Origin of the sequence: Cytobacillus sp. Hz8 (genome assembly GCF_042263505.1) — a bacterium.
GTDB lineage: Bacteria > Bacillota > Bacilli > Bacillales > Cytobacillaceae > Bacillus_BE.
On the sequence record NZ_JBHKFI010000005.1, the window covers coordinates 176,040 to 200,312 of the forward strand.

23 protein-coding genes and 1 other annotated feature are annotated in these 24,273 nt (G+C 37.5%); of the genes, 19 read left to right on the forward strand and 4 right to left on the reverse strand.

Annotation, left to right across the window (positions count from 1 at the left end):
- Window positions 1-71: 71 nt before the first annotated feature.
- The 9 genes from ACE38V_RS09195 (at window position 72) to ACE38V_RS09235 (ending at window position 8,915) form a co-directional block, all read left to right on the forward strand.
- Window positions 72-1,130, forward strand: coding sequence for an ABC transporter substrate-binding protein (locus tag ACE38V_RS09195; protein WP_375840924.1), 1,059 nt, complete (start codon window positions 72-74; stop codon window positions 1,128-1,130).
- A gap of 75 nt (window positions 1,131-1,205) precedes the next feature.
- Window positions 1,206-2,108 (forward strand): ABC transporter permease, encoded by a 903-nt coding sequence (locus ACE38V_RS09200; RefSeq protein WP_375840925.1) that lies wholly within the window; start codon window positions 1,206-1,208, stop codon window positions 2,106-2,108.
- Window positions 2,108-2,887 (forward strand): ABC transporter permease, encoded by a 780-nt coding sequence (locus ACE38V_RS09205; RefSeq protein ID WP_375840926.1) that lies wholly within the window; start codon window positions 2,108-2,110, stop codon window positions 2,885-2,887. Before ACE38V_RS09200 ends, ACE38V_RS09205 begins: the two co-directional genes overlap by 1 nt.
- Before the next feature lie 26 nt (window positions 2,888-2,913).
- On the forward strand, window positions 2,914-4,368 hold the full coding sequence (locus tag ACE38V_RS09210; protein ID WP_375840927.1) for an aldehyde dehydrogenase family protein: 1,455 nt from the start codon (window positions 2,914-2,916) through the stop codon (window positions 4,366-4,368).
- Window positions 4,369-4,514: 146 nt separating this feature from the next.
- Window positions 4,515-4,844: a DUF3870 domain-containing protein gene (locus ACE38V_RS09215; RefSeq protein ID WP_375840928.1), complete on the forward strand. Its 330-nt coding sequence runs from the start codon at window positions 4,515-4,517 to the stop codon at window positions 4,842-4,844.
- A 633-nt stretch (window positions 4,845-5,477) separates the two neighbouring features.
- Window positions 5,478-6,302 carry an electron transfer flavoprotein subunit beta/FixA family protein gene (locus tag ACE38V_RS09220; RefSeq protein WP_375840929.1) on the forward strand — a complete coding sequence of 275 codons (825 nt, stop codon included), beginning with the start codon at window positions 5,478-5,480 and terminating at the stop codon, window positions 6,300-6,302.
- A 21-nt stretch (window positions 6,303-6,323) separates the two neighbouring features.
- A complete protein-coding gene (locus tag ACE38V_RS09225; RefSeq protein ID WP_375840930.1) occupies window positions 6,324-7,346 on the forward strand; it encodes an electron transfer flavoprotein subunit alpha/FixB family protein in 1,023 nt (340 codons plus the stop codon).
- Window positions 7,339-8,634 (forward strand): FAD-dependent oxidoreductase, encoded by a 1,296-nt coding sequence (locus ACE38V_RS09230; protein WP_375840931.1) that lies wholly within the window; start codon window positions 7,339-7,341, stop codon window positions 8,632-8,634. The genes ACE38V_RS09225 and ACE38V_RS09230 overlap by 8 nt, the downstream gene beginning before the upstream one ends.
- Window positions 8,634-8,915, forward strand: coding sequence for a ferredoxin family protein (locus tag ACE38V_RS09235; RefSeq protein ID WP_375840932.1), 282 nt, complete (start codon window positions 8,634-8,636; stop codon window positions 8,913-8,915). The genes ACE38V_RS09230 and ACE38V_RS09235 overlap by 1 nt, the downstream gene beginning before the upstream one ends.
- 62 nt (window positions 8,916-8,977) lie before the next feature.
- On the opposite strand, the gene ACE38V_RS09240 is transcribed toward ACE38V_RS09235, so the two are convergent.
- Window positions 8,978-9,118 carry a DUF6019 family protein gene (locus tag ACE38V_RS09240; protein WP_375840933.1) on the reverse strand — a complete coding sequence of 47 codons (141 nt, stop codon included), beginning with the start codon at window positions 9,116-9,118 and terminating at the stop codon, window positions 8,978-8,980.
- Between the two features lie 166 nt (window positions 9,119-9,284).
- Here ACE38V_RS09240 and ACE38V_RS09245 point away from each other — a divergent pair, with 166 nt between their 5' ends.
- A complete protein-coding gene (locus ACE38V_RS09245; RefSeq protein WP_375840934.1) occupies window positions 9,285-9,812 on the forward strand; it encodes an RNA polymerase sigma factor in 528 nt (175 codons plus the stop codon).
- Window positions 9,796-10,893 carry a DUF4030 domain-containing protein gene (locus ACE38V_RS09250; RefSeq protein WP_375840935.1) on the forward strand — a complete coding sequence of 366 codons (1,098 nt, stop codon included), beginning with the start codon at window positions 9,796-9,798 and terminating at the stop codon, window positions 10,891-10,893. Before ACE38V_RS09245 ends, ACE38V_RS09250 begins: the two co-directional genes overlap by 17 nt.
- A 273-nt stretch (window positions 10,894-11,166) precedes the next feature.
- Here ACE38V_RS09250 and ACE38V_RS09255 read toward each other — a convergent pair whose 3' ends face one another.
- A complete protein-coding gene (locus ACE38V_RS09255; RefSeq protein WP_375840936.1) occupies window positions 11,167-11,481 on the reverse strand; it encodes a hypothetical protein in 315 nt (104 codons plus the stop codon).
- Between the two features lie 310 nt (window positions 11,482-11,791).
- On the opposite strand from ACE38V_RS09255, the gene ACE38V_RS09260 reads away from it, so the two are divergent.
- The 4 genes from ACE38V_RS09260 to ACE38V_RS09275 all read left to right on the forward strand — a co-directional run bounded on the left by ACE38V_RS09260 (window position 11,792) and on the right by ACE38V_RS09275 (window position 15,110).
- Window positions 11,792-12,583, forward strand: coding sequence for an ABC transporter ATP-binding protein (locus ACE38V_RS09260; protein WP_375840937.1), 792 nt, complete (start codon window positions 11,792-11,794; stop codon window positions 12,581-12,583).
- A gap of 288 nt (window positions 12,584-12,871) precedes the next feature.
- Window positions 12,872-13,453 carry an LOG family protein gene (locus ACE38V_RS09265; RefSeq protein WP_375840938.1) on the forward strand — a complete coding sequence of 194 codons (582 nt, stop codon included), beginning with the start codon at window positions 12,872-12,874 and terminating at the stop codon, window positions 13,451-13,453.
- Between the two features lie 265 nt (window positions 13,454-13,718).
- The gene (locus ACE38V_RS09270; protein WP_375840939.1) at window positions 13,719-13,853 is read left to right on the forward strand and encodes a hypothetical protein; all 135 of its coding nucleotides are present in this window, start codon (window positions 13,719-13,721) and stop codon (window positions 13,851-13,853) included.
- A gap of 189 nt (window positions 13,854-14,042) precedes the next feature.
- Complete coding sequence (locus tag ACE38V_RS09275) at window positions 14,043-15,110, forward strand: GGDEF domain-containing protein (protein WP_375840940.1); 1,068 nt, start codon at window positions 14,043-14,045, stop codon at window positions 15,108-15,110.
- A 51-nt stretch (window positions 15,111-15,161) separates the two neighbouring features.
- Here the strand turns inward: ACE38V_RS09275 and ACE38V_RS09280 are convergent, their stop codons facing one another.
- Window positions 15,162-15,836 (reverse strand): SOS response-associated peptidase, encoded by a 675-nt coding sequence (locus ACE38V_RS09280; RefSeq protein ID WP_375840941.1) that lies wholly within the window; start codon window positions 15,834-15,836, stop codon window positions 15,162-15,164.
- Between the two features lie 418 nt (window positions 15,837-16,254).
- Between ACE38V_RS09280 and ACE38V_RS09285 the strand changes: the two genes are divergently transcribed.
- On the forward strand, window positions 16,255-18,951 hold the full coding sequence (locus tag ACE38V_RS09285) for a diguanylate cyclase domain-containing protein (RefSeq protein ID WP_375840942.1): 2,697 nt from the start codon (window positions 16,255-16,257) through the stop codon (window positions 18,949-18,951).
- 88 nt (window positions 18,952-19,039) lie between these two features.
- Here the strand turns inward: ACE38V_RS09285 and ACE38V_RS09290 are convergent, their stop codons facing one another.
- Window positions 19,040-19,825 carry an HAD family hydrolase gene (locus tag ACE38V_RS09290; protein WP_375840943.1) on the reverse strand — a complete coding sequence of 262 codons (786 nt, stop codon included), beginning with the start codon at window positions 19,823-19,825 and terminating at the stop codon, window positions 19,040-19,042.
- 226 nt (window positions 19,826-20,051) lie between these two features.
- Here ACE38V_RS09290 and ACE38V_RS09295 point away from each other — a divergent pair, with 226 nt between their 5' ends.
- From ACE38V_RS09295 to ACE38V_RS09305, 3 genes are all read left to right on the forward strand, one after another.
- Window positions 20,052-21,419: an aspartate kinase gene (locus tag ACE38V_RS09295; RefSeq protein WP_375840944.1), complete on the forward strand. Its 1,368-nt coding sequence runs from the start codon at window positions 20,052-20,054 to the stop codon at window positions 21,417-21,419.
- A gap of 66 nt (window positions 21,420-21,485) precedes the next feature.
- Window positions 21,486-21,707, forward strand: a binding site (T-box leader).
- 64 nt (window positions 21,708-21,771) lie between these two features.
- Window positions 21,772-22,866, forward strand: coding sequence for a glutamate 5-kinase (gene proB / locus ACE38V_RS09300; protein WP_375840945.1), 1,095 nt, complete (start codon window positions 21,772-21,774; stop codon window positions 22,864-22,866).
- Between the two features lie 39 nt (window positions 22,867-22,905).
- Window positions 22,906-24,153: a glutamate-5-semialdehyde dehydrogenase gene (locus ACE38V_RS09305; RefSeq protein WP_375840946.1), complete on the forward strand. Its 1,248-nt coding sequence runs from the start codon at window positions 22,906-22,908 to the stop codon at window positions 24,151-24,153.
- The last annotated feature ends 120 nt before the right edge of the window (window positions 24,154-24,273 follow it).

The window sequence follows — 24,273 nt, forward strand, 5'->3', positions numbered from 1 at the left end:
AGATAGTTTCAACTCATTATGTACATACATAATGGAGTCTTATATAAAACAATGATGAAGGGGATGTGTATATGGGAAGAAAGTTAAGTATATTGCTTGCAATCATTACGATGTTATTCTCTCTAGCGGCATGTGGAGAAGTGCCAACTGCAAACAGTAACAGCAAAGAAGAGGCAAAAGAACTAGTAGTGGTCGATTGGGGGGGTTCTTCCTCGGAAGCCGCAAAAAAAGCAGTGTATGAGCCTTTTGAAAAAAAATATGGCGTGAAAGTAGTGGCGGTTTCCCCAACAGATACGGGGAAATTACTAGCAATGGAAGAGAGTGGTAATGTCGAATGGGACGTGGTCAACCATGATACAGACGTTGCTTTGCGCCTTGAATCACAAGGATTATTAGAGCCTCTTGATTATTCCATTATCAATAAAGATGATGTTTATCCTCATTTAGTGACCGACCATACAATCGGACTTCAATTATATTACACAAATATTGCCTACAATACTGAATTATTTCCAAAGGATCATCCAAAGACTTGGGCTGAATTTTGGGATACGAAAAAATACCCAGGGTCACGTTCGTTATATAAAAACCCAATGGGAACTTTAGAATCTGCATTACTCGCAGATGGCGTGAAGAAGGAGGATCTCTATCCATTAGATGTGGATCGAGCCTTAAAGAGCCTTGAAAAAATCAAAAGTCATGTCAAAACCTGGTGGGATGCAGGTGCGCAGCCACCACAATTATTAGCAACTAAGGAAGCCGCTATAGCTGCTGCATGGAATGGAAGAGTATCTACTGCTAAATCAGAAGGATCGAAGGTGGATAATGAATTTGGAGAAGCCTTAATGATGTCAACCTCATGGATTATCCCAAAAGGTGCACCACATAAAGAGTTAGCTCAAAAATTTATCGCATTTGCTATGGAGCCTGAGCAGCAAGCAGCATATTCCAAGCTGATTGATTATGCACCGACTAACAAAAAAGCCCTTGATTTATTACCGAATGATGTTAAGGAACGATTAGGTCAAACAGAGGATACAATGAATAGTCAAATTCAGGTTGATGTGAAATATTGGGGCGATCATTTTGAAGAGATTAATAAAAAGTTCAATGAATGGTTACTTAAATAGAGGAATAGTCTTTGAGTTCAGAACACAAGAAAAATGTTTTGAACTCCCCTTTAAATTTTGGAAAGGGGGAAGTATATGGAGAAGATCCAATCTGATGTACAAATTTTACCAAAAGTAAAATCTATACAGCATTCTTTAATTAAATTACCAGGAATTAAGTGGTTACTCCTTGTTATTCCGCTTGTTTATGTATTAGTGCTGCTCTACATTTCAATGGTCAATGTACTAATGATTAGTGTTAAGGATGAAAATGGATTTACCCTTTCTTATTTAAAGGAAGTACTTACTGGGACATTATATTTGCGTGTTCTTTGGATCACAATTAAGATTTCCTTACTTGTGACGGCTTTTTCCTTGCTCATCGGTTATCCGGTTGCCTATTTTGTGGTCATCACGAAATCGAAATTTTGGCAACAGATTATGCTTGGGACCGTATTAACCACTCTTTGGATTAGTTTATTAGCGCGAACGTTTAGCTGGCAGGTTATTTTACAAGAATATGGGGCATTAAATAAACTTTTGATGACTTTAGGCATTATCAATCAACCGCTTCATCTTCTCTATAATACATGGGGTGTCGTAATCGGGATGACTCACATTTTAATACCTTATATGATTTTAAGTCTACATTCAGTTATGGAAGGGATCGACAGAAGACTTCTGCAAGCAGCACAGGGACTTGGTGCTAAGCCCATCAGAGCCTTTTTTCAAATCTTCTTACCATTATCTATGCCAGGAATCACCTCAGGTTCGCTGATGGTCTTCGTTTTAGGGCTAGGGTATTTCATTACTCCTTCCATATTAGGTGGTCAGAATAATATGGTCATTGCCAAGCTGATTCAGGAAAATATTCAAATGAGTTTGAACTGGCACCTTGCTTCTGCACTTTCCTTATTGCTTTTAGTGACGACTTTATTATTATTAGGACTTTCTTTAGGGCTTACTAAATTATTTCCATTTATGAGAGGAGGAAAATGATGCTATTACGAATATTAGTGATTTTCATTTTATGTTTAATGATTTTACCTATTCTAATTATTATTCCGCTTTCTTTTAGTTCATCTGTAGCATTTGAATTTCCACCTCCAAGCTTTTCTTTAAAATGGTATCAAGCCTTTTTAGCCAATAATCAATGGACGGATGGTTTTATTCGTAGTATTATTGTTGCCGTTTTGACGGCTATATTATCGATGGTTATTGGCACTATGGCTTCTATGGCGATTGATCGTCTGCGCTTTCCTGGAAAGAATCTTTTTATGAATTTGATGATTGCTCCAATGGTCATTCCTCTCGTTATCGTTGGGATTGCTATGTACTATACATTTTCCGTCTACCAAATGACCAATTCTATTACTGCTTTAGTTTTAGCACATTCGATTATCGCAATTCCAACCGTGGTTGTCACTGTGACAGCGAAGTTAAAAGGGATGGATCGCAATCTTGAATTAGCTGCGCTCTCATTAGGCTCTAATCCGATTGGTGTCTTTTTTAAGATTACTTTTCCATTAATTCGATCAGCGATTATTGCTGGGACGTTATTTGCCTTTATTACTTCTTTAGATGAAGTTGTTGTCAGCATTTTTATTGCTGGAGCAACGACGAAAACCTTACCTGTTGTGATGTGGGAGAATATGCGGACACAGGTGGATCCGACGATTGCTGCTGTTTCCAGCATCCTGATTATCTCTACATTGGTTGTGATCATTATCCAGGCTGTGATTACGAAAATTAGTGAAAAAAAACAAGCAGAGGCTTAGAACATACTATACAAGGGGGAACGAGGATGACAATACACATATTAAATTACATAAACGGGGAATGGATTCCATCACAAAATGGAAAAACGATATCGATTACTAATCCAGCACATCCAAATGAAATTGTTGGGAGGGTGCAAGCCTCTACCGCATCAGATGTACTAGCAGCATGTGATGCAGCGGAGAAAGCGGCAAAGAGTTGGGGGTTCCTTTCCCCAACAGTCCGAGCTCAATTTTTACAAAAAGCAGCGGATATCCTTGAAGTTAGGAAAGATGAAATTGCTGAAACTGCCACGAGAGAAATGGGGAAAAGATTCATAGAAACAAAAGGAGAGGTAACAAGAGCGGTAACGATTTTACGTTACTATGCACAAGAGGGTTTTCGGAAAATCGGAGAAGTGCTACCTTCTGCCTTTCAAGATCATTTATTATATTCGCTCAGAGTTCCGCTTGGTGTCGTGGGTATTATCTCTCCATGGAATTTCCCGATTGCGATTCCAATTTGGAAAATAGCTCCAGCATTAATTTACGGAAATACTGTGGTCTTCAAACCGGCAACAGAAACGGGAATTACAGGTGCAAAGCTGGTGGAAGTATTTGATGAAGCGGGTGTGCCTGAAGGTGTTATCAATTTTGTCACGGGAAAAGGCTCTGAAATTGGCCATTCCCTTGTTGGAAATCCTAATGTAGATGCAATCACCTTTACTGGCTCAAATATAGTCGGTAAGACGATTGCTCAACTAGCTGTAGAAACCAGGAAGAAATATCAGCTTGAATTAGGTGGAAAAAATCCAGCCATTGTTTTAGAGGACGCGGATCTTGAGCTTGCCGCAAAATTGGTCGTGGAGGGTGCAATGAAACAAACAGGTCAGCGTTGCACAGCCACCAGTCGAGTATATATCCAAAGCTCCATCTATGAAACATTTAAACAGCTTGTAACGGACGAACTGAAATTGTTTAAAGTAGGGGACGGGCTCAATCAAGATATAACGTTTGGACCAGTAGCCTCTAAAAATCAGTATGAAACGGTCCTTAATTATATTAGACTGGGACTTGAGGAGGGCGCTACTCTTGCCTATGGAGGGGAAGAAGCTAACCAAGAGAATCAGGCTGATGGATATTTTATCAAGCCTTGCCTTTTTGAAAATGTCACAAATGAGATGAGAATTGCAAAAGAAGAGATCTTTGGTCCCATTCTTTGTATGATTAAAGTCAATTCCTACGAAGAAGCCCTTTCACAAGCGAATAAAACGAACTATGGATTAAGTGCATCTTTATTTACAAAAGATTTGAAGAAATCATTGGATTTTGTAAGAAACAGTGAAGTGGGAATGGTTCAAATTAATGGGGAAACGGGCGGAGCCGAACCCCAAGCCCCATTTGGAGGCATGAAAGAATCTAGCTCGGGAACAAGAGAGCAAGGTCAAGCGGCTGTAGAATTCTTCACGGCTTATAAAACTGTCTCCATTAATCCCAATTAATTAATTAATGTGATTACCAAATAGAATCCTAGATGCAATTTTTTGTGTCTAGGGTTATTTTTATAAAAAATTTTAATAATTTAGAAGGATTTTGAGAGCAAGAAATGAAATTTAATTACAGAATGGGGGATTGGAGGAATCGTACAATGAATGGATGTCACACAATTTTTATCGCAGGTCATTCAAGACTGCCACAGGGGATGGCCGCAAAAAATGTTTATGAAACGCTGACCGTTACAGCGGAGGTTGATTATAAGTATGGTGTTATCCTCGAAGCTTCGTGTACATTGGCAACAAATCATGGCAGAGAATATATTGGAAGGCTACTTAGGGGTTACAGTATTAAAAATGGTGTCGATGATCTAATTAAGACGGTGCAATTCCATTATCAGGGGAAAGCGACCAATGCCATTGTTGCCGCATTAAAGGACTTACACTTTCAGTTTCAACAGACCAAACAGGCTAGTAATCACTAATCACATAGTCTAGGTGAAAAAATGCTTGGATATTATTATTTCCAAGCATTTTTATCTGTGTTTGAACATCATTCTTAAGTTTCGTTTAATTTTTTTTGATGAATGCCTTTTTTGAGTAATTGCAGTTCCTATTTTTTGGTGTATAAGAAGGATGTATAGAAAATCTAAGTCCATTAAAAACGACTTCATAACGAAATCATACTGTAACAACTAACAAATAGGAGCCAAACCTCTCCACCAACAACAGCTAAAAAAGGAAAAACAAAGTATCCTTCACTAATCCTCTTTATAAAAACAACCAAAATAAAATAAGTGCAAGCAAACTTTCTACCTTAGAATTTGTGAAATCTTTCTCAAAGTGTGATTTTTATCACTGTACAATTCTGAATATTCATTTAAAATAATAAAACGTTATTACTTTACAACTTTTTATCATAGATTCTTCACAATTTACCCACCAAGATTAAGAAATACACCTATACTTTCACATCATGAAAAATATCTTCATTCGAGAAACAGAAAGAAATACACAAGAAAATAGAGAACCAGAAAAATGGGGATAAACGCTCACCTATGAACAAAATATTGAGAGCGTTTTCATAAATTTGTCACAATTAAGAGAGGAATGATGGTATGCACATTGTCGTCTGTATCAAGCAGGTGCCTGATACAAAGATCATTAAGATCAATCCCAAAACGAACACACTTGACCGGCGCAGTGCCCCCGCAATTTTAAATCCATATGATGCACATGCCGTACAGGAAGCCGTTCGACTTCGAAACTTGATTGGTCATGGAACGATCTCAGTAGTATCCATGGGTCCGCCACAAGCGACTGCTATTATTAAGAAGGCGATTGAAATTGGCGCAGATAAGGGGTACTTGGTGTCTGATAGAGCGTTTGCTGGTGCGGATACTTTAGCTACAAGCTACGCGTTGGCTAAAGCGATTGAGAAGATCTCGAAAAATGAACAGGTAGATCTTGTTTTTTGCGGAAAGCATGCCATTGATGGAGACACGGGTCAGGTTGGACCAGGAATTGCAAGAAGATTGGACATCCCTCCTGTTACAAATGTTATCGAAGTAAAGGAGATTCTGTCTAAGACAAAGAGAGTCATTTTAAAAAGAAAACTCACCAATGGGTATCAATTAATCGAGGCGGACTTACCTTGCTTAATAACTGTGGAAAAGGAGATTAACGAAATTGAGTATTCTTCCATGCCGAATATGCTGAAGGCTGCACGCTACAATCCAGAAATTTGGTCTGTGAAGGATCTTGATGATGTTGACAAAACAAAGCTTGGATTAAAAGGATCCCCAACTGTTGTAGGGAAAATGTTCACTCCACCAAAACATGAAGGCGGAGAAAAGCTAGAAGGATCAGTTGAAGAACAGGTTGCACAACTGCTCGGAATCCTCAGCGAGAAAAAAGATTTATTCCAAGTGGAGAAAAATTAAACAGGAAGAGGTGTTCCTAATATGGTGGAAGAATACCAAGGAGTTTGGGTATTCATCGAGCAAAATGATGGAGTGATTGAGGGCGTTTCCCGCGAATTATTAGGAGCAGGAAGAGCTCTTGCCGATAAGTTAGAAGTTCCATTGGCAGGTGCCTTATTAGGTGCGAATGTGATGGATTTATCAAGGGAGGTCATTGCTTACGGAGCAGATGAGGTTTATTGTATCGATCATCCCGTCCTTAAAAATTATCGGACCGAGTCCTATATGAAAGGACTCATGCTTCTTGCGCTTAAATATAAACCTGAAATAATTTTATATGGAGCAACTCCAAACGGGAAGGATTTAGCGAGTGCAGTTGCAACCGATTTAAATACTGGTTTAACGGCAGATACAACCATGCTTGATATTGATATGAATAAACGCTTACTTGAAGCAAGCAGACCTGCTTTCGGTGGAAATATTATGGCAACGATTTTATGTAAGGTGAATCGTCCGCAAATGGCTACGGTCCGTCCAAAAGTAATGAAGGAATTGGAGCCTGATTATGATCGAAACGGGAAAGTGATTCAAGAAGTGATCGATTTGAAAGAAGAGGATATGCGTACTCGTGTGCTTGAGATTGTGAAGAATGTAGCAAAAACAAATCTTGCAGATGCGCATGTCATTGTGGCCGGAGGAAAAGGTCTTGGAGATGACAAAGGGTTTCGGCTAATCAAGGATTTAGCAGATGTTCTCGGTGCAAGCTATGGAGGAACGCGTGATGCCATTGAAGCTGGATGGCTACCACATGAGCTACAAATAGGGCAAACAGGTGAAACCGTGACACCAAAGATATATTTTGCTATAGGGATTTCCGGTGCCATTCAACATGTGGTTGGAATGAAAAACTCAGAAATCATTATTGCCATCAATAAGGATCCAAATGCACCAATTTTTGAAATTGCTAATTACGGGATTGTTGGAGATGCTTTAGAAATTGTCCCAAAACTCATTGCGGGCTTGAAACAGCTTCTCGGAGAAAAGGCTGGTGTCGTTCATGTCTGAAAAATTTGATGTGATTGTAGTAGGAGCAGGGCCTGCTGGTACGGCTTGTGCTTATATTTGTGCAAAAAATGGCTTAAAGGTATTGCAAATCGAACGTGGGGAGTATCCAGGCAGCAAAAATGTCATGGGAGGGGTTTTATATAGAAAACAGATGGAAGAGATTATTCCTGATTTTTGGAAGGAAGCGCCAATTGAAAGACCGATTATTGAGCAGCGAATGATGATGCTCGAAAAAGAATCAGCCGTCACATTAGGATATAAGGGACTTGAATGGGGGCAGGAACCTTATAATAATTTCACCATTTTAAGGGCCAAATTCGACCAATGGTTCGCAGACAAAGGTGTCGAAGAAGGTGTTCTACTCATCAATGAAACAGTGGTTACCGAATGTCTAGTAGAAGACGGGAAGGTTGTTGGAGTAAGAACCGACCGCCCAGATGGTGATGTGTATGCTGATGTTGTGGTCTTAGCGGACGGAGTCAATTCACTTCTTGCCAAACAGTTAGGATTTCATCGGGAGCTTCGCCCTGAAGAAGTGGCATTAACAGTAATGGAGGTTATTAATCTTCCAAAAGATACAATCAATGCACGTTTTAATATACACGATAATCAAGGTTGCACGATTGAGTTTTTTGGAGAAGCAACAAAGGGAAATATTGGGACTGCCTTTTTATACACAAATAAAGATAGCGTGAATATTGGAGTAGGAACCACTCTTTCCAGCATGATTCAAGCAAAATTAAAACCGTACGAATTATTGGATCAATTAAAAAATCATCCTATTGTTCAGCCATACCTTGAAGGGGGAGAATCACAAGAATATTTGGCTCACCTTATTCCTGAAGGTGGATACCACGCGATTCCAAAGGTAGTTGGGAATGGTGTATTGGTGGTGGGAGATGCGGCTCAATTCGTCAACTCCATTCATCGTGAAGGCTCCAATATGGCTATGGCCTCTGGGAAACTAGCAGCAGAAACCATCATTGATGCAAAGGCAAAAGGGGATTTTAGTGAATCCAGCTTAAATCAATATCAAATGTCGTTAAATAATAGCTTTATCATGAAGGACTTAGAGAAATATAAGGATGCAACACATACATTTGAACATTATCCAGAATATTTCAAGGATTACCTACCATTTATGAATAAAGCAGTTGGTCAGTTCTTAACAGTGGATGGAACTCCTAAGAAAGATAAACAAAAGGAAATCGTTCGTGAATTGAAGGCGAAAAAAGGAACGATTCGCGTCTTGAAGGATGTTTATCGAGTTTGGAAGGCGGTGAGATAATGTTAACGAAAACATTAGAGGAAAAACAATATTTGGTTCGCTATAAGGCGGACAAAAAATCTCATCTAACCATTCTCAATCAAGAGGTTTGTGCCCGCTGTGAGGGAAAATATTGCACCTATTTTTGTCCAGGTGAGGTTTACAAATGGGAAGGCACTCGTATGCAGGTTGGTTATGAAGGCTGCCATGAGTGTGGAAGCTGCCGTATCGGCTGCCCGGCTCAAAATATTAAGTGGGAATATCCATTGGGGGGTCACGGAATCGTTTTCCGCTTAGCATAATCACATGAAAAACGGAGAGGCATAGTTAATCATGCCTCTCCGTTCATTTTATGTAAAATCATTTATGAAGATTTCTTCTTTCCCATATCCAAATCCCGATAAGCTTCCTTAATTCCATTTTTCACTGCCCATTTAATGATAAAGTAAAGGATAATCAGAATGATAACAGCAGTTCCTCCACTGACACCGATTTCATCTAGCATGGTCGCATACTCCTTTTAAGCTCACCAAGTTCTTATAATCGTTATATTGTTTAAGTAAATTTTATCATAAGGAGAAAAGGTTAATTAAAATGTCAAAATAGCACAACTTTTTTTTCAGTAAATCGTCATAGTAGTATACACAATAAAAAAAAGGGGGGATGGTATTTTGTCGGAAATTGCGAAGGCTGAAATCTCCGCTTGGTATGACGAATATAGCAAAGCGGTTTTAAGCTTCATTTTGATTATTGTTCAAGACTATCAACAGGCAGAAGACTTAACTCATGATACTTTTGTTAAGGCTTATTTAAATCATAGTTCCTTTCAAAAGCAATGTAGTGAAAAAACTTGGCTATTCACTATTGCCCATAATGTCACAATTGATTACATAAAAAAGCGAAAACCGCTTGTACAAATGAAAGAAGCTTTTTTTGCCAAAAGAGACATGAATCCATTACCAGAAGAAATTCTCCAAATTAAAGAGGAGTCCTATGAACTCTTCAAGGCAATTGGAGAAATGAAGACTTCTTATAAAAAAGTCATGATCTTAAGAAAGATTCAAGGATTTTCGATTGAAGAAACAGCAAATATCCTGCATTGGTCGGAAAGTAAGGTCAAATCTACCCTTCATCGGGCAGTGCCATTCCTGAAAAAGCAATTAATAAAGGAGGGATATTTGTATGAAAGCACCATATGAGGAGTATCAATTAGATGAATCATTAAAGAAGTTAAATTATGATATATTGTGGCGCAAAAGCCAAAAACAAATATTAAAAAGCAGAATCTTGGATGATATTGAAGGCAAGGAATATGCTATTAGTCCTACAAAAATTCAAAATTCAAAAAAGAAAAGGGTTTTTAGAAGAATCGGATATGCCGCCATTTCGACTCTTGTGCTGATAGGACTATTTATTGGGTCTACCTTCATATCACCGGCAATGGCTGAGGTGGCAGCCAAAATCCCGTATTTAAATAAAATCTTTCAATTAAAGCCTGTACATGAGGTAATATGGGAAAGCCTTGAGAAGAAGGGGTATAAAATTGATGGATTGCATGGAGGGGCCAAAGAAATCAGCATATATTTAAGAGGTTCTGAAAAATATTATCAGGAATCAAAGGGACCAGTAAAGGAATTAGTGGAGAAAATTGTAGCATCTCGTGGATATGATGCTTACTCCATAAAGGTTTTGCGTGCAAGCAATTTGGAAAAGAAGCTTCCTCAGATATCTGAGCGAGATCAAGCTATTGAAGACGCGATGATTCAGGTTGAAAAGGAAATAAAAAAATTAAAGATTAAATATCTATCATATGGTTATTATCATGGTTATATGCACCCATCACCCAATTCTAAGAATATTACCGTCGAATTGGATATACCAAACACAGAAAAAAGAGAGGCATTAATAAAGAAAACCGTTAATCAAATATTTGAAGCTCGAAACATTCAATCATACTCTATTAAAATTAATCAAATTAATTTAGCTCAAAGAGAGAAGGAATCACAATGGGATAAAATATTCCAAACGATTGATGAGGGATTAACAGCAAAAAAAGAATACAAAGTAACGGGATATGCGTATTCCTTCCATCCGGCACCGCTACAAATTATCATCAAAACCTCGATTAAAAATAATGACCCTGATGCTGTAGAAAGAGCAGGGAAAATAGAGAAAACGGTTCAAGAGTTTTTGCATTCTAAGGAGATAAAAACCAAGATAGAGGGTCAGCCCTATAAAATCATTGTTATAAGCAAGGAGAAGAAGCAGATCAATAATTAGATGATAATAAAAATTAACATTTGCGTCTCAGTTTTTGTTGAGAGGCAATAGAAATCATAATGAAAAGTTCGCTTAATAGGAAGCGGACTTCTTTTATTAAATACGAATTTTTGCTGAAGACTTTTTTAGTGCATGTTCTACATGAGAAAAGGAAATGTACAGAGAAAAAGCACTGAGTAGGTCAGTGCGTTTCTGTTTGAAGGGAAGAGAGAACACCGTTGCTTGTTAATATTATAAATTTCCGAAATAATCAATAGGGATAACGGATGTAGGCTAATGTAAATATTTTGATAGGAGCTGATCATTTTCGCCATCTTCCATGAATTGTTTAGCTCCTTCCATCGCATCCGTAAAGGTTACATATTGATCAGAAGAGAAAAATGGCTTTGAGCTTTTGAAGTTTCCATCACTACTTGCGGGATAGACTGTTACTCTCCAGTGATAATATCCTTTTTTCTTACTATCCTCATAGCCTTCAACGGCTATTAAACAATGGGTCGCACTGCTTTTGCTTTCTAACGTTTGCTGATCTTTTTTTCCTATTGGCAATAGGGCTTTTTGATAAAATTCCTTGTAAAAGATTTGCATGATATCCCTCCTAGATCTTTCAGTTTCTATTCAATATTAGGAATATATCTCCTTTACATTTATTATAAAATACAAATGAATGGTTCTAACGGGGAAAATGTTAACGTATTTCGAATGTTGAAGCGCTTACATATTTGAAAAATCAATTATATTTCATGTCATTTTCAATGATTCCTAATGTTTGCTTATTTTTTTTATTATTTTAATAGTAAATATTGCTATAATGGATAAATGACAGAATATTTTATAAATATATACTAAGGAGTTTCTATTATCAAAGAATTGCTGATAGGAAAGGGGAGTTTTTCGAGTGGTTATACAGCTTGAGCATGTTTGGCTAAATCGAGATGGTGCCTGGATATTAGAAGATATAAATTGGCAGGTCAAAAAGGGGGAGCATTGGGTCATATTTGGATTAAATGGAGCAGGAAAGTCTGCCCTACTGAATCTTTTGAATGCCTATGATTTTCCAACAAAAGGAAAAGTGACGGTACTAAATAGGGAATTTGGAAAAACGATGTTAGGTGAACAACTCCGCATTAAAATAGGATTAGTTTCCTCTACTTTGCAGCAAAAGTTTTATTTGTCTGATAGTGCCTACGAGATTGTTTTAAGTGGGGCATTTGCCTCTATCGGATTATATGAAACACCAACTGATGAAATCAGAAAGAAAGCAATCTCCCTTCTCAAAGAATTAAATTGCCTTGAGTTTGCCGATCGAAATTATGAAACCTTATCACAGGGGGAACGGCAGAGAGTATTGATAGCAAGAGCTTTAATGGCAAATCCAGAAATTCTTATTTTGGATGAACCAACTAATGGACTTGATTTTATTGCAAGAGAGGAACTTTTAGAAACGATTGAAAGAATCAGTAATAACGAGAATGGGCCGACCTTGCTATACGTTACGCACCATGCAGAAGAGATATTGCCCATTTTCGAAAATACCTTGCTGTTAAAAAAGGGGAGGGTATTTGCTTCAGGTAAAACTAGTGATATGATCTCAAGTTCCGCTTTAACAACATTTTTTGATCGACCTGTTGAAGTGCTTTGGAAAGATCAGCGGCCTCTTATTACGAAAGTCAAGCAAAAGACGAAATAGGGCCGCTGGAAAAGTAATTTTTTAGTAGCTAAATGAAAACTTTTTATCAATTAAATATTTCTCGGGAAAGCGCAGGACTTGACATTTCTTGCGTTTTTGATGTCGGAAACTGCGGATTGGACGTGCTGGATAAAAATTTTGTCAAACAAAGAATGTTCTTAGATAGAATTTTGTCATTTTTTGTTTGACTGTGTTTGATAATAATGATAATTTAATCTTTCCAAAAGGTAAATATTTCATCATTTCCTAAATCGAAATTCAAGAAAATCATGAAAGGGGTAACGACCATTGAAATCACTTGCAGTTTTTTGTGGTTCAAGTCCGGGCAATCATCCCATTTATATGAAAGAAGCAAGAAAATTAGGAGAAAGATTAGCAGCTGAAGGAATCACGCTTGTTTATGGCGGATCCACTGTGGGCTGCATGGGGGCAGTTGCCGATGCAGCATTGGAAGGTGGAGGCAAGGTCATTGGGGTCATTCCCAAAAGCTTAAAAGATGTGGAAATTGCCCATGAACATTTAACGGAACTTCATGTAGTGAATGATATGCATGAAAGAAAAGCACTTATGGCGGAACATGCAGATGGATTCGTCGCTTTGCCTGGAGGCGCCGGTACTTTAGAAGAGTGGTTTGAGGTGTTTACGTGGGCGCAGCTTGGATATCACCAGAAGCCTTGTGCTTTATTAAGTATTCAAGATTATTATCAGCCTTTATATTCATTGTTTGATCATATGATTGATCAAGGTTTTTTAAAGAGAGAGTTTAAGGATTTAGTATTAATAGAAAAAGATTCGGCCGTTTTAATAGAGCGAATCAAAAACTATCGGGCTAACTACCATCCGAAGTGGAGCGAGAGAAGAAAAAAATAGACTTATTCAATTTAAAGATTAAAAGCTAACCCCCAAGAAGGAGGAGCTATGTCAGATCTACCTTGTCTTGAATGCAAAGCTTTTTGCTGTGGGCCAGTACCCGTTACCAAGCAAGAGCTAAAAAAGATTAAAAAAGGTAAAATCGATGCCGCCTAAACTTCGGCTAAATCTTCAGAATCAAAAGCGCCATTTTGGCACCTGCCTCTTTCTTGAATTGGATAAAAATCAATGCGGGATATATTCAGTTCGACCGGAGATTTGACGAATGTTTGGTCATTATAAAGAATTAGTTTGTATGTTTTCTCCTCAATCGGCTACACATGAGCTACCAAAGGGATTTTCATCCAAATGTAGAAATGTTGGCATGCTTACCATTGATTATACTTGGAAGGATTTTTAGTCTGTATAAAAAAGAAGACAATTGTGTTATAGGTGAGGGAACTTCGTTGAATCAGAATGGTAAAACGGAGCACTCTCTTTTTTATTTGAAAAAATTCTTAAAATATTCTTCACCAAATAGGAATAAGGTCACTTAGTATAGTGATATAATGAAAAAAATGGGTAGTTTTTACTAGGAAGGTGATAAATCATGAAAAAGTCATGGCTATATATCCACCATTCTTTTTCAGAATTAAAACAAAGGATCTATCAAGTTGTGCTCCCAGTTTTATTTATTACCTATATTGTCCTTTTTATTTTTGGATATAGACGTCATTTCTTTACAATCTGTGATTATGTAATTTTTACGATACTCTTTTTAGGTATTTCCTTTTGCTATTTTCTCCTTATTTTAAATAAGAATCGGTTACATATTATTGAAGTGGCAGTTTGTGTAACGGCAAGCATTGTATTTATAATTGGCATGTTTGATTCAATCGTCAATAATCTTGGGTTTAATGGAAACCATTTGTTAGGTTCCGTTGTCTATTGGACTCCACTATTGATTATTTTCTATTTTTTAACTTTCAAGGGAATTATCGCTTTAATATTCTCCTTAATTATCTATTCTTTTACTGTTCTACTAGGAATATATCATGTTTTTCTTAGCACATTCTCTACGCCCTTAACGGTTTACACTTTATTTCAATACTACTTTGCCAGCTTAGCTATTATAATCGCTATCTATTATTTTCATTCTATTATTGAAATCTATCTAGAGGCAGAAATCTCATATGAAAGGGCCCATACGGATTATTTAACTAATTTACCAAACCGAAGAAGATTGGAACAAAAATTAAATGAGGAGATTGAAAAAGCAAGAAGTAACGAGACGACCCTGTCTGTTATTCTCTTTGATATTGATTATTTTAAAATCATTAATGATACTTTTGGCCATGATGTGGGAGATCTCGCCTTAAAGAACTTGTCGCAGATTGTTCGAGAAAATATTCGGGATACCGATTATTTTGGCCGTTGGGGAGGAGAAGAATTTCTAATTATTGCAATCCATAAAAATTTACTCGATGGCATAGCTTTGGCAGAAAGGATGCGGGATATCATTTCTAAAAAAGAATTTGAAAAATTCGGAATAATTACTTGCAGTTTTGGGGTCGCGGAGCTACAAAAGAATGAAATCTGCTCAAGTTTTATCAAGCGTGCAGACATTGCTTTATATAAGGCGAAAAAAAGCGGACGAAACCAAGTTGGAACGATATGAAATAGACAATGAAAGGGATTATTGTCTGCCCCTTTCTAGATTTTACTATAATTAGTCAATTCGTTGAATTAACTGGACAGAATTATTCTTTGGCGTATTGACAAGCGGGGAAACTTCGTATGCCTCCATTAGTGATCCGTCATAAGGTCTTAAAAGCTTGATAAGCTCTTTTGGGTCAGTAAGAGATTTGTTCAGCCAGATCTTTTCGTCATCTTTTTTTAAGATTACGGGCATTCGATCATGAAGTGGTTTCATGAAATCATTTGCCTCCGTTGTAATGATGGAACAAGAAAAGATGGATTTTCCTTCTTCTGTATTCCACTGCTCCCAAATTCCAGCCATCGCAAAAAGCTCTCCTGATTTTAAACGGATTCTCATTGGAATTTTATCTTTTTCTTTTCTTTTCCATTCATAAAACGAATCGGCAATGATTAGACACCGCTTTTTCATAAAAGCATTTTTGAAACTTGGTTTTTCCGTAACGGTTTCAGCTCTCGCATTGATTAATTTATAGCCAATCGACATATCTTTTGCCCAAGGCGGGATGAGGCCCCAGCGTAGATAACCCAAACGATTCCTTATTCCGTCGTTAATGACGGCTAATATCGATTGAGAAGGGGCAATATTAAAGCTTTGAGCATAATCCTCTTCTTGAAAAGTAAAAATGGTCTCAAACCGAATGGCAATTTCTTTGAGAGAAGCAGTTAACGTAAATCTGCCACACATAGATGGTCACCTCTTTCGTTTATCCCACTCTTAACGGACAGTAAGACTCCCACTTCAAGATTCTGAGAATACGAAGAAGATAAGTGGGAGTCTTACTGTCCGTAAAGGTCCGATAAGTTCAACTAACCATCAGTGGGGGATGAATGGCAGACTAAAAGCGCGACGTCAATCACAACGTCTGCACTAGCACGTCCTGTGCGTCGAAAACCCCCACTGATGGAAGTTTCACTTTATCTATGAATCGATCGTAAGAGTATGTTTTCATGTAAAGTATAGTTTTGACATTTTTTTATTCGACCAAACTATTAAATGCGACTTTTTTGTGAAAAAATGGGTACAATTTTACGTAGATATTCAAAAATATAAGTTAATTTTGAATATCTTCATAGTAAAATTTGAGTAAAGAAAGGTGGACATTATGGATGATTTGACCTTGATATACAAACAAAATCGGCGCATCATTTTCTTGCTTTGGTTATTTCTCATAATCGATCTTCTCTTGAATATTTCGTTGGCTGATTATCGTTCGGCTAAAGAAGTTTTTCTTTCTTCCTTTTTACCGTTAGTCATCCTGACCTTTTTTGTATATAAAAAAGTGTTGGTCCAATCAACAATGTTTTTGATCACTTTGCTATTGATTATTGATTTATTTGTCATCAATTTCTATCATTCTAATTATATTAATCTATTTTTTGTTATTTTACCAATCTTTCTAAGTATTTCCTACCGTTCGTGGCGAAATGTTCTCATTAGTGTGATTGGTTGCGCGCTTGAATTTATGTATTTTCTCAAATTTTATGGCTCCCAATTTTTTACTCAATGGGAAAATACGAATATGTTTTATTTTCTTCTCTTTTTTCTAACATTTGGCTCTGTGTTAATATATGAATCAAAAATTTCGGAATTAACCCGCAATCAATTAAAACATGAACTTCATGAAGTGAAACAGCTGCAGGGAAAGCTTCTAGATAGTCAAGAACGGTATCGGGCAATGGTGAAACAATCTACTGAAGGAATTTTTGCTTTTCATCCAATAAGCAAAAGGATTGTTGAGGTAAACGAAGAATTTTGCCGCTTATTAGGCTATGAAGAAAATGAGCTGATTAATCTTTCTATAGATGAAATTATTGTAGCGGATGAGAAAAGTGTGGAAGAGAATATTAAAATTGTTCTGGCAAAGAATCGCTTTTATTTAGGAGAAAGAATTTATAAATGTAAAAATGGAAATGAAATCATTGTGGAAGTGAGAGCAACCCTTATATCATTTCATGATGATCAGATTATTTTGTCTAATATTCGTAATATTACAGAAAAAAAGAAAGCTGAAAAACTAATTCGAAAGCAGGATAATTTATTAAATGCTGTCCATGAAGCAACCAATCTTTTGTTAACTGAGGAAGATCATGATCAAGCGATTGAGGCATCTTTAGGGATTATTGGGCGCGCAATTCCTGTTGATCATGTGTATTTGTTTGAAAATAATCCAACTTGTATCAAATTAAGTTTTGAGTGGGTTAATGAAGATGGAAAAGCGATCATTAATAAACCAATCATGTCCCATATACCGGTTAAGTCATTTAATGAAACAGAGTGGAAAGACGCGCTATCAGCAGGGAAAATCATTAATGGTCCATACACTCAGTTTACGAAAAATGGACAAATAACCTTAAGGAAATTAAATATAAAGTCTGTTTTAATTGTACCAATCTTTGTGCAGGATGAGTTTTGGGGCTTTATTGGTTTTAGTGATTCCGTTGAAGAGAAAACATGGAATAAAAATGAGGAAACGACATTAATGGCAGCAGCTACAAATATTGGAGTGGTTATTAAGCATTATCGCGATTCCATCAAGCTGCAGGAAAATGAAGAAAAGTATCGTTTAATCGCCGATAATATGACAGATGTTGTTGCGTTAAGTAATCGAAAGGGAAGGACCCTTTATATTTCTCCATCTATTCATAGCCTAATCCCTACCTTATCAGGTGAAGAAATTCAGGGTTATCCATTTCTGAAAATTCACCCTGATGATGCATTAAGAGTTCATCAGGAATTTCAACATATGTTCACTTCAAAATCGAGCATGCAAACAGAATATCGTTGGAAGGGAGAAAGTGGCTGGATTAATATAGAATTAAGGGCAAATCCCATTATTGAAAGGGATGGGCAGGTTCTAAAGGTTGTCACGATCTCAAGGGATATCACGGAACGCGTGAGAATGGAAGAAAAAATTAGGCAAACGACATCGCGATTGGAAACCTTAATTTCTCATCTCCCATATGGCATATTAGCTGAAGATAAGGATAATAAGCTCATCTTATTGAATGAGCAATTTTCGGATTTATTTGGTGACCCACATCTCGTTGATTTTGGGAAAAACCGGAATAAGGAAGCAACGATGTTCTTTTTTGAACAAAAACGCTATGATCAAAGGACGAGAGAGATCATCAAAAATCGGGAAATGGTGCTAGATGAGGAGTGGGCTTTACTAGATGGTCGAGTGATTAGCCGTGATGCCATTCCAATTTTTACGAATGAACAATTTGATGGATTTCTTTGGCAATTTAAGGATATAACTCACCAAAAGAAAATTGAACAAAGTCTTAAAGAAGCGTCTCTGCTTGATGGCTTGACCAAAATTTCGAATCGCCGATATTTTGATGAGACCATGGAAAAAGAATGGAAATACTGTTCAAGAAGCTCTAAGCCAATTACTTTAATTATGCTCGATATTGATCGCTTTAAACGATATAACGATACTTATGGTCATCAGCGCGGAGATGAATGTTTGATTAAAGTAGCACAGACGATTAAAGATACGGTGAAAAGACCCTCTGATGTTGTCTGCCGTTATGGGGGAGAGGAGTTTGCCGTGATTTTACCAGAAACGACAGAGGAGGGTGGAGCCTATGTGGCGGAAAGAATTCGTACGGCAATAGAGGAATTAGAAATCCCCCATGTCGCATCGAAGGTTAGCCCATTTGTCACCTGTAGTCTTGGAGTCGCTACTGTTATTCCAAGTACTTTATCCAACCCGGATGAAATAATAAGAATGGCCGACAAGGCCCTTTATGATTCCAAAAACCATGGCCGCAATCGTTATAGCCTTTATGATTGATTGGGGTTCAACACTTGTTTAATAGGAAACCCTTGATTTCTATCAAAGAAAGTCAAGGGTTTTTGCATACAATAAGTATAAGGTTCAGTTAAGTAAGGCCGAGCGATTTCAATCCATTATACACCCCAGAGTTTGTTACATTTGTTGTTTTCCGATTTGCATAGGAAAATAAATCAGGATGTGCATTTCCCATTGCAAATCCTTCACCAACAGTCTCGAGCATCTCCTTATCATTCATGCCATCTCCAAAGGCTATGGCTTCGTCTTGGGAGATTCCTAAATACTTAAGTACATGTTTGACTCCTACACCTTTATTAACCGAATCGCGAATAACATCAAAGCAAAAGCCCATCCCTTCAATATTAACCTGTGATAAATGGATGCCATTATCTATACGATAATAATGTTCATCACTCTCTTCATTAGCGATTATCGTAATCCCTAGCACATCCTTGTACATTTCAGGGGTGATGGTCTGGTTCCGTTTTAAATGGATGGTTTCAATAAATTTTTTCACAAAAGGGGTGTTAAGATTTGAAAAATAATTTTCTGAGCTTGTATATAATACCAATTGGTGTTGTTTTTCATTAGCAACATTTACAATATTTTCAACAATTGTTGTACTTATGGGTTTTTTATATAATTCTTTTCCTTTATAGCTTGATAAAGCTCCATTGTATCCAATAAATGATTGAATGTTCAACATTTCCGCAAAAATGTGAATTTCATGAATGGGGCGTCCTGTTGCGAGAAAAACTTCGATTCCTTTTTCCTGTGCGGTAAAAACAGCCTCCTTTGTGGATTCTTCGATGGTTTGGTCAGGCCTAATAATCGTTCCATCCATGTCTAAAAATAGTGCTTTATAGGTTTTCATTCGGCTATTCACATCCTAAATGAGTAATCGGGGAAAATTATAACATATATATATAATTGTCACAAAAAAGGAGAAAATACTTTGAATCTAGCAAATTATTTGCAGATGTCTATATATGAAATACAAATGTTCACTCCTGACGGAAAAAATACTTGATTCTTTTTCACTTTAGAGTAATAATAATAACTAAATTTTAAGAAATTTTCGCCGAGTAGGAGATGTGGGCATGAAAGTAGTAAAGTTTGGGGGATCCTCATTAGCTTCTGGGGAACAGATCGAGAAAGTTTTTCAAATTGTTGTTTCCGATCCTGAAAGAAAAATAGTTGTCGTTTCAGCACCTGGGAAACGATTTGCTGATGATATCAAAGTGACTGACTTATTAATCACCTGTGGAGAACGTTACTTGAAGGGAGAAAACGCAGATGATGAATGGGCACAAATTATAAAAAGATATGCCAATATTGCCAATGAACTAGATCTTTCGACTGAAATTATTGAGCGAATTGAAGAGGATTTAAGGTCGTTATTTGAAGGGAATAAACAAAATCCAGGAAGCTATCTTGAAGCGATAAAAGCGAGTGGAGAGGATAATAACGCTAAATTAATTGCTTACTATTTTCAAAAACAAGGGGTGGAAGCCCACTATGTGAATCCGAAAGATGCGGGATTATTTGTGAGTGATGAGCCTGGAAATGCTCGTGTGCTAAAGGAATCCTATGATCATTTATATTCGCTCCGGAATCGTTCTGGAATTATTGTTTTTCCTGGCTTCTTTGGATATAGCTTGAATGGGGATGTTGTTACCTTTTCACGAAGCGGTTCGGATATCACAGGTTCTATTTTAGCAAATGGAACAAAGGCGAGCCTTTATGAGAATTTTACCGATGTGGATGCGGTTTATTCGGTGAATCCATCTCTAGTTGAGCTTCCACATGAAATTCGCGAATTGACCTATCGTGAAATGCGAGAGCTATCCTATGCTGGATTTTCTGTATTTCATGATGAAGCCTTAATTCCTGCATTTCGGGCTGGAATACCAGTGAATGTGAAAAATACAAATAACCCGTCAGCAGCAGGGACAAGAATTGTGAATGTAAGAGACAATAAAAATGGTCCAGTGATCGGAATTGCAAGTGATAAAGGGTTTTGCAGTATCTATGTGAGCAAATATTTAATGAATCGCGAAATTGGGTTTGGACGAAAATTGTTACATATCCTAGAAGATGCTGGCTTATCTTATGAACATATTCCTTCTGGTATTGATGATATCTCCATTATTTTAAAAGAGGATCATTTAACGGAAGGGATTGAATGCAAAATAAAGCAAAGAATCTTAGATGAGCTTCAAGCAGATGAAGTTGTCTTCATCCACCATTTGGCCTTAATTATGGTTGTGGGGGAAGGAATGCGACATAATGTAGGAACGACAGCAAGAGCGGCCCATGCGCTAGCTCAGGCAGATGTTAATATTGAAATGATTAATCAAGGATCATCAGAAGTAAGCATGATGTTTGCGGTTAAAGCGGTTGATGAGGTAAGAGCTGTGCAAGCCCTCTATCATGAATTTTTTGCTAAAGTTCCTGTAAATGCATAAAAATGATTGAATTATTGAAAAAATCACTTGACATGATCAAAGTTTCTTAGCATAATATATAGAAATTATGGAACGTTAATGAAGGACTAGTACGTGGTGTCATTCGATGCAAGAGAGCGAGGTTTATGAGCTGAAAGACCTCGTCATCTGAAGCCCACAGAACCTACCTTCAGAGTCCTATCGAAAACGATAGGCGCTTTTAATCCTAGCGTTATCAGGAAGAGTGGGGTGCAGCTATGCATTCAATCAAGGTGGTACCACGGAAACGAAGTCCTTTTCGTCCTTATTAGTAGGATGAAAAGGGCTTTTTTTGTTTTTCAAAACGAAGGAACTCAAGCTGGAGGAAAAAAAGATGGAAAGAAAACGGGTCGTCGTCAAGATTGGAAGTAGTTCGTTAACAAATGCTAAGGGAGATATTGATACAGAGAAATTCTTCGATCATATCCAAGCTATTGCTGGACTAAAGGAACAAGGGCATGAGGTGCTCCTTGTCTCATCTGGAGCAGTCGCTGCAGGCTTTAGAAGGCTAGGATACCCGTCACGACCCGTAACCATTAAGGGTAAACAAGCAGCAGCTGCTGTTGGGCAAAGTCTTCTCATTCAGTCCTATATGGATCACTTTAACCATTTTGGAATTGTGCCTGCACAAATTTTGTTAACCAGACAATTATTTTCCAAAAAAGAAGGATATCGCAACGCGTATGCCACGATTATGGAATTACTGGAACGTGGGATTTTACCAATTATCAATGAAAACGATTCTGTTTCGATTGAGGAATTAACCTTTGGTGATAATGACATGCTCTCTGCTCTTGTGAGCGGAATGGTGCATGCGGACCAATTAATCATTTTGACCGATATTAACGGTCTATATAATGCGAATCCTCAAAAAAACCCACTTGCCCAAAAGTATGATTTTATCGCTGAAATAACAGATGAAATGATGGAGGCAGCTGACGGTGCTGGGTCGAAAGTTGGAACTGGTGGGATGACATCCAAGCTTGAGGCAGCGAAAATTGCCACCTCACTTGGTGTTCATGTTTTTATCGGTAAAGGAAAAGGAAAAGACAAGCTGATTGAAATACTAGACGGGAAAGGTGACGGAACGTATATTGGCAAGGAACTGACGACCATTAACAATAATAAGCAATGGATTGCGTTGCATTCATCCATTACTGGCAGGATTTTTATTGACCAGGGTGCTGAGGAAGCCCTTCTGGTTCATGGAAAAAGCCTGCTACCTGCGGGGGTGAAAAAGATTGACGGTACCTTTAAAAAAGGTGATGTTGTTGAAGTAGTTGGCCAAAATGGTTTAGTTGGGAAAGGAGAAGTCCTTTATTCGTTAGAAGAGTTAAAGCGGGTAATGGGAAAAAGAAGTGAAGAATTAGGTTCTCAAGCAGGACTCACGATTGAAGTCATTCATAGAGATCACTGGGTACAACTATAACATTTTAAAATTGAATGAATTGAAGAAATGGGGGATACCATGAGCGAAGTAAAAATGAAAGGGAAAAAAGCGAAAGATGCTAGTTATCAGTTAGTCGGATTAACGACTGAAGAAAAAAATTTCGCGTTATCACAAATTGCCAGTCAGCTTTTACAGGAAAAGGAATATTTAATCGCAGAGAACAAGAAGGATTTACAACATGGAACAAACGCAGGGTTATCAGATTCTATCTTAGATCGGATTATGATAAATGAAAAAAGAATTGAGGACATGGCAAAAGCCATTGAGCTTTTAATAACTTTACCGGATCCTATTGGAGAGACGTTGGAATCGATTGAAAAGGAAAATGGTTTACAAATATTGAAAAAAAGAGTGCCAATCGGTGTAATCGGAATGATTTATGAAGCGAGACCAAATGTTACGGTAGATGCAGCGACGCTATCAATAAAAACCGGCAATGCGGTGATTTTACGTGGAAGCTCTTCGGCAAAATTCTCGAATATGGCTTTGGTTCATGTTATTCACCGTGCTTTGGAGCAGACAGCAATTCCCCTTGATGCCGTGCAATTAATTGAGGACACTTCTAGAGAAACTGCTAAGGAATTATTTCACTTAAATGAATATTTGGATGTATTAATTCCACGTGGAGGGAAAAATTTAATTGAAACCGTTGTAAGAGAATCAAGTGTTCCTGTACTTGAAACAGGTGCAGGAAATTGTCATATTTTTATTGATGAATCGGCTGATGTAGAGATGGCAAAAGCGGTTGTATTAAATGCGAAAACTCAACGTCCGTCTGTATGTAATGCGGCAGAATCTCTTCTCATTCAGAAAACGTGGTTCAAGAAATACGGTCTTGAATTACTCAATACCCTTGAAGAAGCTGGAGTAGAAATCGTAGGAGATAGGGCGGTATGTGAGGCTTCCTCATCTGCAAGATTAGCAACGGAGGAAGATTGGGGAACCGAGTATTTAGCTTTAACGATTAGTGTGAAATTAGTGGAAGATGCGAATGAAGCCATTCAGCATATCAATCAATACGGAACAAAGCATTCTGAAGCGATACTCACAGAAAATAAGCAAAATGCCGAGATGTTCTTAATAAATGTAGATGCCGCTGCTGTTTATCATAATGCTTCAACACGCTTTACAGACGGCTTTGAATTTGGATATGGTGCGGAAATAGGAATTAGTACACAAAAGCTTCATGCCAGAGGACCGATGGGACTGAAAGCTCTAACATCCAGTAAATATTTTATTTATGGTCAAGGTCAAGTTCGAAATTAAGAAAACTCTTTTAGTTCAGGGAAAAAAAAACGGGGCGCTCTGGAAATAGCAAATGTAAAAAGGAGGTTGATTTGTTTAATCTTCCTCCTTTTTTACAGCTTTATTAGGTACATTTGCGAA

What these genes read in the sequence shown, in the direction of transcription:
- ACE38V_RS09235 (WP_375840932.1), top strand. Translation starts at nt 8,634, where the DNA reads ATGTTAACGAAAACATTAGAGGAAAAACAATATTTGGTTCGCTATAAG.
- ACE38V_RS09280 (WP_375840941.1), bottom strand. Translation starts at nt 15,836, where the DNA reads ATGTGTGGCAGATTTACGTTAACTGCTTCTCTCAAAGAAATTGCCATT.
- ACE38V_RS09250 (WP_375840935.1), top strand. Translation starts at nt 9,796, where the DNA reads ATGAAAGCACCATATGAGGAGTATCAATTAGATGAATCATTAAAGAAG.
- ACE38V_RS09275 (WP_375840940.1), top strand. Translation starts at nt 14,043, where the DNA reads ATGAAAAAGTCATGGCTATATATCCACCATTCTTTTTCAGAATTAAAA.
- ACE38V_RS09195 (WP_375840924.1), top strand. Translation starts at nt 72, where the DNA reads ATGGGAAGAAAGTTAAGTATATTGCTTGCAATCATTACGATGTTATTC.
- ACE38V_RS09240 (WP_375840933.1), bottom strand. Translation starts at nt 9,118, where the DNA reads ATGCTAGATGAAATCGGTGTCAGTGGAGGAACTGCTGTTATCATTCTG.
- proB (WP_375840945.1), top strand. Translation starts at nt 21,772, where the DNA reads ATGGAAAGAAAACGGGTCGTCGTCAAGATTGGAAGTAGTTCGTTAACA.
- ACE38V_RS09270 (WP_375840939.1), top strand. Translation starts at nt 13,719, where the DNA reads ATGTTTGGTCATTATAAAGAATTAGTTTGTATGTTTTCTCCTCAATCG.
- ACE38V_RS09200 (WP_375840925.1), top strand. Translation starts at nt 1,206, where the DNA reads ATGGAGAAGATCCAATCTGATGTACAAATTTTACCAAAAGTAAAATCT.
- ACE38V_RS09295 (WP_375840944.1), top strand. Translation starts at nt 20,052, where the DNA reads ATGAAAGTAGTAAAGTTTGGGGGATCCTCATTAGCTTCTGGGGAACAG.
- ACE38V_RS09305 (WP_375840946.1), top strand. Translation starts at nt 22,906, where the DNA reads ATGAGCGAAGTAAAAATGAAAGGGAAAAAAGCGAAAGATGCTAGTTAT.
- ACE38V_RS09255 (WP_375840936.1), bottom strand. Translation starts at nt 11,481, where the DNA reads ATGCAAATCTTTTACAAGGAATTTTATCAAAAAGCCCTATTGCCAATA.
- ACE38V_RS09220 (WP_375840929.1), top strand. Translation starts at nt 5,478, where the DNA reads ATGCACATTGTCGTCTGTATCAAGCAGGTGCCTGATACAAAGATCATT.
- ACE38V_RS09230 (WP_375840931.1), top strand. Translation starts at nt 7,339, where the DNA reads ATGTCTGAAAAATTTGATGTGATTGTAGTAGGAGCAGGGCCTGCTGGT.
- ACE38V_RS09210 (WP_375840927.1), top strand. Translation starts at nt 2,914, where the DNA reads ATGACAATACACATATTAAATTACATAAACGGGGAATGGATTCCATCA.
- ACE38V_RS09285 (WP_375840942.1), top strand. Translation starts at nt 16,255, where the DNA reads ATGGATGATTTGACCTTGATATACAAACAAAATCGGCGCATCATTTTC.
- ACE38V_RS09205 (WP_375840926.1), top strand. Translation starts at nt 2,108, where the DNA reads ATGCTATTACGAATATTAGTGATTTTCATTTTATGTTTAATGATTTTA.
- ACE38V_RS09225 (WP_375840930.1), top strand. Translation starts at nt 6,324, where the DNA reads ATGGTGGAAGAATACCAAGGAGTTTGGGTATTCATCGAGCAAAATGAT.
- ACE38V_RS09290 (WP_375840943.1), bottom strand. Translation starts at nt 19,825, where the DNA reads ATGAAAACCTATAAAGCACTATTTTTAGACATGGATGGAACGATTATT.
- ACE38V_RS09215 (WP_375840928.1), top strand. Translation starts at nt 4,515, where the DNA reads ATGAATGGATGTCACACAATTTTTATCGCAGGTCATTCAAGACTGCCA.